The following is a 7080-nucleotide window of genomic DNA, read 5'->3' as shown; positions in this document are numbered from 1 at the left end:
TCATCGATCAACACCAGGCAGCTTCTGCCGCCTGAGGTTGACACAGGGAGTGTCATCGAAGCTCGCCTCCTTGGTCGGTCGGGGTACTACGCCGATACAGCTCGGTGGACAGTGGCGCGAATTCACGGCGTGAAAAAACGGCCTCGACGGGCAGACCGAAGACGTCGCAGATCCGCAACGCGAGGTCGAGGCTCGGATAGTGGTCGCCGCGTTCCAGCGCGCCGACCGTCTGCGGGTTCACGTCGATGGCTTCGGCGAGTGCCGCGCGGCTCATGCGTCGCTCTGCGCGCAGGACGCCGATACGATTGTGGATGGGGATGGTTTCCCCACGTCTCACCGGACTCATGCAACTAAGTGTTGGGAAAACTCAACGATCTGTCAAGTCCGAGGACAGTTAGCTTTCGCTGAGTAGACCGCTGCCGAGCTGCCAGCGTCGGGTGCTGCGGACCGTATCGAGCATGCGACGATCGTGGGTGACCAGCAGTAATGTGCCCGCGAAATTGTCCATCGCCGACTCGAGTTGCTCGATTGCCGGTAGGTCGAGATGGTTCGTCGGCTCGTCGAGTACGAGGAGGTTCACACCCCTGCCCTGCAGCAGTGCGAGTGCCGCCCGAGTTCGCTCGCCCGGCGACAGCGAGGCCGCGGAGCGCAGCACGTGATGGCCTCGCAAACCGAACTTGGCCAGCAGTGTCCTGACGTCGGCGATCGGCATGTCGGGTACCGCGGCGGCGAACTCGTCGACCAAGGCTCCCGATGCCTCGAACAGTCGGCGAGCCTGATCGACCTCGCCGACGGCGACACCGGACCCGAGCATCGCCGTGCCGGTATCCGGTTCGATCCGGCCGAGCAGCAACCGAAGTAGGGTCGACTTGCCGGAGCCGTTCGGTCCCGTGACGAGTATGCGGTCGCCCCAGGAGATTTGAGTCGTGACGGGTCCGAGGGTGAAGCCATCGAAGCGAACCGTCGCACCGTTGACGGCAGCGACGACTGTCGCGCTGCGCGGGGCCGCGGCGATCGCCATTCTGAGGTCCCACTCCTTGCGTGGCTCCTCGACGACCTCGAGCCGTTCGATGCGCTTCTCGGTCTGCCGAGCTTTGGCGGCCTGCTTCTCGGTTGCCTCGGCGCGGAAGTTGCGGCCGATCTTGTCGTTGTCCTTCGACTTCCTACGTGCGTTGCGGACCCCGTGTTCCATCCAATTGCGTTGCATCTGAGCGCGATCCTCGAGGCTGGACCGGGTATCGGCGTAGTCGTCGAATGCCTCCCGCGCGTGCTGTCGCGCGATCTCTCGCTCGGCGAGGTAGGAGTCGTAGCTGCCGTCGTAGAGGTCCACGCGCTGCTGCGCGAGATCGAGTTCGACGATGCGATTGACCGTGCGCGCCAAGAACTCTCGGTCGTGACTGACGACCACCAACGGGGTCCTTGCTTCGGTTACGAAACTCTCCAGCCGTTCCAGACCTGCGAGATCGAGGTCGTTGGTCGGCTCGTCCAACAGCAGAATGTCGTAGCGGGCCAACAGGATTGCCGCCAAACCAGCGCGCGCTGCCTGGCCGCCGGACAACTCGGTCATCAAGGCGTCGAGTGTGGCGGTTAGACCGAGATCGGAAACGACCTTCTCGGCGCGTTCGTCGATGTCTGCGCCACCGAGTGCGAGCCACCGCTCCAGCGCGGGTGTGTAGGCGTCGCCGCTCGGGTCGGTCGCGAGCGCGTCCGCTGCGGCGTTCATCGCATCCTCGGCTTCGGTGACTCCGGTCCGGCGCATCAGGAAGTCGATGACTGTCTCCTGCGGCCGGCGCTCGGGTTCCTGGGCGAGGTAACCGACGGTCGCTTCCGGTGGCGCGAGAGACGTGGTTCCGGCGACGTCGGCACCTTCGGGAAGCCCGGCGAGCAACTTCAGCAGCGTTGATTTGCCCGCACCGTTGGACCCGACAAGGCCGATGACGTCGCCCGGAGCGACGATGAGATCGAGGTCGGAGAAGAGCGTTCGTTCACCGTGTGCGGCGGACAAACCATTGGCGCGGAGGGTAGCGGACACCGGACAAGAGTAGGGCGTCACCTGCGGTCCTCGAACTTGTCGTCCCGACGTGGCACGGTGGAGGGATGACCTTCACCAGCGAAAAGAGTTCTGTCCCGGTAATCATCCTCAACGACGGCAACACCATTCCCGCCCTCGGCTACGGCGTGTGGCAGGTCCCTGAGGACGAATGTTATGCCGCGGTCACCTCGGCGCTGAAGGCTGGCTATCGCAGCATCGATACCGCCGCCATCTACGGCAACGAGGTCGGCACGGGCCGCGCGATCGCCGATTCGGGCATCGCGCGCGACGAAGTGTTCGTCACGACGAAGTTGTGGAACGACGACCAGGGGTACGACTCGACGTTGCGTGCGTTCGACCTGAGTATGGAGAAGCTCGGGCTGGACTACCTGGACCTCTATCTCATCCACTGGCAGGCCACGGGCAAAGGCCTCTACATCGACACCTTCAAGGCCTTTCAGAAACTGAAGGCCGACGGCCGAATCGGCTCGATCGGAGTCTCGAACTTCACCGAGCCGACGCTCGAGAAGCTGATCGACGCGGTTGGCGAGGTCCCCGCTGTGAACCAGATCGAGCTGCATCCCAAGCTGATTCAGAGCGAGCTGCGCGCGTTCCATGCAGCCAAGGGCATCGCGACCGAGGCATGGAGTCCGCTCGGATCGGGTCAGGTGCTCGACGACCCGACCATCGGCGGCATCGCCAGCCAGCTCGGCACGACACCTGCGCAGGTGATCATTCGGTGGCATCTGCAACTCGGCAACATCGTGATCCCGAAGTCGGTGACGCCGTCAAGGATCGAGGCGAATTTCGATGTGTTCGGCTTCGAACTCACACCCGAGCAGGTCCATACGATCAGCGGTCTGGATTCGGGTATGCGCACCGGTCCGGACCCCGACTCGTTCGGTTCGTGATCCGCAGCGTCGACTAGCCGAGGGTGGCGAGCAGTTCCTTGACGGCGGCACGGCCCGCTCGGTTGGCACCGATAGTGCTCGCCGAGGGTCCGTAGCCGATCAGATGGATGCGCGGGTCGGCCGCGGTCTGCGTTGCCAGGCGTCCCGTCATTTTGATTCCGCCGCCCGGTCCGCGAAGGCGTAGCGGTGCCAAGTGATCGAGTGCGCTGCGGAAACCGGTGCACCACAGGATGACGTCGGCCGCGACGAACCTGCCGTCGGCCCAGCGGACACCGTCCGGCTCGATCGTCGAGAAAATCGGAAGCCGTTGCAGGACACCACGTTTCTGTGCCGCGCGTAGGGTCGGCGTCCATGGCAAGCCGGTGACGGAGACGACGGACCCTGGCGGAAGTCCGCGCCGAACCCGATCTTCGACTATGGCGACCGCGCGTCTGCCCAACTCGGGCGTGAACGGCTCGTCGCGGAATCGTGGCTCGGATCGAGTCACCCAGGTCGTCGACGTGACCAGCGAGATCTCGTCGAGGAGTTGTACCGCCGAAATGCCACCACCGACGACCACGACGTGCTTGCCCGCGAATTCGGCGGCGCTGGCGTAGTCCTTCGTGTGCAGTTGGCGTCCGGTGAATAGCTCGGCGCCTGGATAGTGCGGCACGAAAGGGTGCTCCCACGTGCCGGTGGCGTTGATCAAGCCTCGCGTTGCGATCGTGCGGTTGCCTGCCTCTGCGCGCAGGCGGCCGTCGCCGTCCCGGTCGCACACCACCGTCACCGTGACCGGTCGCCGAACGTTCAGCGCGAAGCGCTCCTCGTAGGCCCGGTAGTAGCGTGGCACCGCATCCGACGCTTTGACCTCGGCGGAGTTTGCGGGCAGCGTTTCGGCGAACGACATACCCGGTAGGTCGCTCACGCCATTGACGGTCGTCAGCGTCAGTGACGGCCAGCGGAACTGCCATGCGCCCCCCGGTGCGGGGGAGCGGTCGATCACGAGGAAGTCGCTGCCGGCTTGCAGTCCGGCCTTGTGCAGGTAGTAAGCAGCCGACAAGCCTGCCTGACCAGCGCCGATCACAAGCACGTCGACATCGGACGTACGGACCTCACGCTGCGCAGACGTCACGACGTCCATTAGACAACTCCACCGACGTGTTCTCGGAGGTGCCTTCGGTATTTCGAGTTGATAGATTTCCCCGGACAGACTGGCAGGGGCCCCCGTCGGTCGACAGCGGCAGTGAGGGGACATCGCCGATGATCGGTATCACCAGAGACGCAGACGTGGTCACTATCGAGCTGCAGCGTGAGGAGCGTCGAAATGCGCTCAACGCGGAATTGTGCGAGCGCTTGCGCGATGCGATCGACAAGGCCGCGGACGACGACGCACGGGCGATCGTGCTCACCGGTCGCGGCTCCGTCTTCTGCGCAGGCGCAGATCTGTCCGAGGTTTATTCGGACTCGTTCACCGAGACGCTGCTCGGCATGCTGCACACCATCGACGCAGTCCCTGTTCCGGTGATCGCGGCCATCAACGGCGCCGCGCTCGGTGCAGGCACACAATTGGCCATCGCGTCGGACCTGAGGGTGGTCGGACCCGACGCATTCTTCGGCGTACCTGCTGCCAAACTCGGAATCACGGTGGACCGCTGGACAGTTCATCGTCTGGCGTCATTGGTCGGGTCGGGTCCCGCACGGACGATGATGCTTGGACTCGAATCGCTGACGGCCGAAGACGCCTACCGCTACGGGCTTGCGAACAAGCTCGGCACCCTCGCCGACGCGCAGGCGTGGGCACACAAGATCGCGCAGCTCGCGCCGCTGACGATGCAGCATCTCAAGCTGGTCTTCAACGACGACGGTACGCAGGACACGGAGTCGCCCGACCAGCGTGCAGCGCTGTACAAAGCGTGGCTGAGCGACGACGCGAAGGAAGGCAGGCTGGCGCACAAGGAGAAGCGTCAGCCCAAGTTCATCGGACGTTAGTTGCGCCGCTCGAGACGACTGCCGATGCGTAAGGTGGTGGCGTGAACGTGAAGGGTGTGACCACCTCGGTCCTAGGGCTTGTCGGTCTCGGTTGGATTGCGCGCACGGCTGCGGAGATCCCGACCGCGATGGGTGCGTCGGTGTCTGCGATACGTCCGTACGCGACGGGCGCTGCGAACTTCCGCAACGGGACGTTCCACAACACCGAGCCGAGCGTGGCGTTGTCGACCAGTGACCCGACGCCACTCGTCAAGGGGATGCTGGCGCGCGGAAAGGTCGGCAAGCCGAGCAAGCCGGTACCGCTCGCGACGCCGCTTGCTCCGGCAGAAGCCGCCGAACTCGCCTTGACCTGGTACGGCCACGCGTCGGCGCTCGTCGAAATCGACGGGTATCGGATTCTTGCGGATCCTGTGTGGGGACAGCGGGTTTCGCCGTCTTCCAAGGTCGGTCCCGCGCGCCTGCACCCGGTTCCGGTTGCGCTCGAATCGATTCCGCGGGTCGACGCCATCGTCATCTCGCACGATCACTACGACCACCTCGACCTACCGACGGTGAAGGGATTGCTCCGTCACCAGAACGCGCCCTTCATCGTTCCGCTGGGAATCGGTGCGCACCTGCGACAGTGGCAGGTCCCGGAGGATCGAATCGTCGAACTCGACTGGAACCAAAGCACTTCAGTGGGTGATCTGACGATCACCTGCACCGAAGCCCGCCACTTCTCGGGCCGTGGACTTGTTCGCAACACGACGCTGTGGGCCTCGTGGACGATCCAAGGCCCAACGCGGAGAGCGTTTTTCGGCGGCGACAGTGGGTACGGCAAGTGCTACGCGGAGATCGGCAAATCCCACGGACCGTTCGACCTGACGATTCTCCCGATCGGCGCCTACAACGACATGTGGCGCGACATCCACATGAATCCCGAGGAAGCGGTGCAGGCCCACGCAGACCTCAATCAGGGCGATGCGAAGCACGGCGTACTCATCCCGATCCACTGGGCGACGTTCAACCTGGCCTTCCATGCGTGGTCGGAACCGGTCACACGGTTGCTCGCCGCCGTCGCGGATACCGGTACGGCCGCCGCTGTGCCGATGCCAGGCCAGCGAGTTGACGTACTACGGCCCAGCTCACAGCAGCAATGGTGGGAAGGCCTCGACTGAGCGGTTCGGGTGAGCCGCCTCACACTGATTTTTTATCGCCCTCGATTCAACTCGGTTCACTAGGCTTTGCTGCGAGACGCCAGCAAACGGCGTCCGCAACCGATGCGATAAGGGAGTACAACATGGGCGCATTCGATTCGATCAAGGGTCTCGCCGACAAGGCCAAGGACTTCGCTGCCAAGAACCCAGACAAGGTCGACGGTGCAATCGACAAGGCAGGCGACGCAATCGACTCCAAGACCGGCGGCAAGTACGCAGACAAGGTCGACAAGGCGCAGGACGCAGCCAAAAAGGCACTGTGACCTGGCCGACAGGCGCTGCGAACCAGCTGTAGGGAACTCTGTGCAGCGCTGACGCGTTGTCTGTTTACCGAAGCAATTCACTACCGGATCAAAGGGGCATCATGGGATTCGCGGACAAACTCAAGGGCGTCGTCGACAAGGGCAAGGACGCCGCTGCCAAGAATTCGGACAAGATCACGGGCGCTGTCGACAAAGCCGGTGGCTTGATCGACAAGAAGACCAAGGGCAAGTACTCGGACAAGATCGAGAAGGGTAAAGCGGCTGCCAAGAAGGTAGTTCCGCCGCAAGCCTGATTGAACAAGGAGCCGCAATGCCGGAAGTAGCCGCGCGAACCTACGCCGCGGAGTTTCTCTACGACCGGGATTGCGGCTTCTGCATGAAGTGCCTCGGTGTGCTGCACCGCATCGATCGACGCGACCGAGTACGGACCCTCGCCCTGCAGGATCCCGGCGCGCCCGAACATTTCGGCGTGACCGAGGAGCAGGCGTACGACCGCGCCTGGGCGCACGACGCACGCGGCGAGCTCTACAGCGGAGCGGGCGCGATCAACGCAGCGTTGTCCGGCGTGCTTGGAACCCGAATTCCGTTGTATGTGTACAAGATTCCCGGTATCCGCTGGCTGCAGGACACCGCGTACAGATGGGTCGCTGCCAACCGGTACCGCCTGCCTGGCAAGGGCGGAAGCTGCGCAGTTGAACCGCGCTGAGTTC

General features: G+C 63.9%; 9 protein-coding genes. 6 read left to right on the top strand and 3 right to left on the bottom strand.

Annotation, left to right across the window (positions count from 1 at the left end):
- Positions 1–52: 52 nt before the first annotated feature.
- Complete coding sequence (locus ACHIRB_RS25250; protein WP_395114854.1) at positions 53–346, bottom strand: helix-turn-helix transcriptional regulator; 294 nt, start codon at positions 344–346, stop codon at positions 53–55.
- 48 nt (positions 347–394) lie between these two features.
- Complete coding sequence (locus ACHIRB_RS25245) at positions 395–2032, bottom strand: ABC-F family ATP-binding cassette domain-containing protein (RefSeq protein ID WP_395126133.1); 1638 nt, start codon at positions 2030–2032, stop codon at positions 395–397.
- Between the two features lie 65 nt (positions 2033–2097).
- Between ACHIRB_RS25245 and ACHIRB_RS25240 the strand changes: the two genes are divergently transcribed.
- Positions 2098–2943 carry an aldo/keto reductase gene (locus ACHIRB_RS25240; protein WP_395126134.1) on the top strand — a complete coding sequence of 282 codons (846 nt, stop codon included), beginning with the start codon at positions 2098–2100 and terminating at the stop codon, positions 2941–2943.
- 13 nt (positions 2944–2956) lie between these two features.
- Here the strand turns inward: ACHIRB_RS25240 and ACHIRB_RS25235 are convergent, their stop codons facing one another.
- Positions 2957–4063: an FAD-dependent oxidoreductase gene (locus ACHIRB_RS25235; RefSeq protein ID WP_395126135.1), complete on the bottom strand. Its 1107-nt coding sequence runs from the start codon at positions 4061–4063 to the stop codon at positions 2957–2959.
- A gap of 119 nt (positions 4064–4182) precedes the next feature.
- Between ACHIRB_RS25235 and ACHIRB_RS25230 the strand changes: the two genes are divergently transcribed.
- From ACHIRB_RS25230 to ACHIRB_RS25210, 5 genes are all read left to right on the top strand, one after another.
- Positions 4183–4911, top strand: a complete 729-nt coding sequence (locus ACHIRB_RS25230) for an enoyl-CoA hydratase (protein ID WP_395114862.1) — start codon at positions 4183–4185, stop codon at positions 4909–4911.
- A 41-nt stretch (positions 4912–4952) separates the two neighbouring features.
- Positions 4953–6068, top strand: coding sequence for an MBL fold metallo-hydrolase (locus tag ACHIRB_RS25225; protein ID WP_395114864.1), 1116 nt, complete (start codon positions 4953–4955; stop codon positions 6066–6068).
- 122 nt (positions 6069–6190) lie between these two features.
- Positions 6191–6370 carry an antitoxin gene (locus ACHIRB_RS25220; protein ID WP_199705510.1) on the top strand — a complete coding sequence of 60 codons (180 nt, stop codon included), beginning with the start codon at positions 6191–6193 and terminating at the stop codon, positions 6368–6370.
- A 101-nt stretch (positions 6371–6471) separates the two neighbouring features.
- Positions 6472–6663 (top strand): antitoxin, encoded by a 192-nt coding sequence (locus ACHIRB_RS25215; protein WP_199705509.1) that lies wholly within the window; start codon positions 6472–6474, stop codon positions 6661–6663.
- Positions 6664–6680: 17 nt separating this feature from the next.
- Positions 6681–7076, top strand: a complete 396-nt coding sequence (locus tag ACHIRB_RS25210; RefSeq protein ID WP_395114866.1) for a thiol-disulfide oxidoreductase DCC family protein — start codon at positions 6681–6683, stop codon at positions 7074–7076.
- Positions 7077–7080 lie beyond the last annotated feature (4 nt).

Origin of the sequence: Antrihabitans spumae, assembly GCF_043944905.1 — a bacterium.
GTDB classification, from domain to species: Bacteria; Actinomycetota; Actinomycetes; order Mycobacteriales; family Mycobacteriaceae; genus Antrihabitans; species Antrihabitans spumae.
Note: the sequence above shows the minus strand (reverse complement) of the source record. Positions and strands in the feature narration are given on the sequence as shown.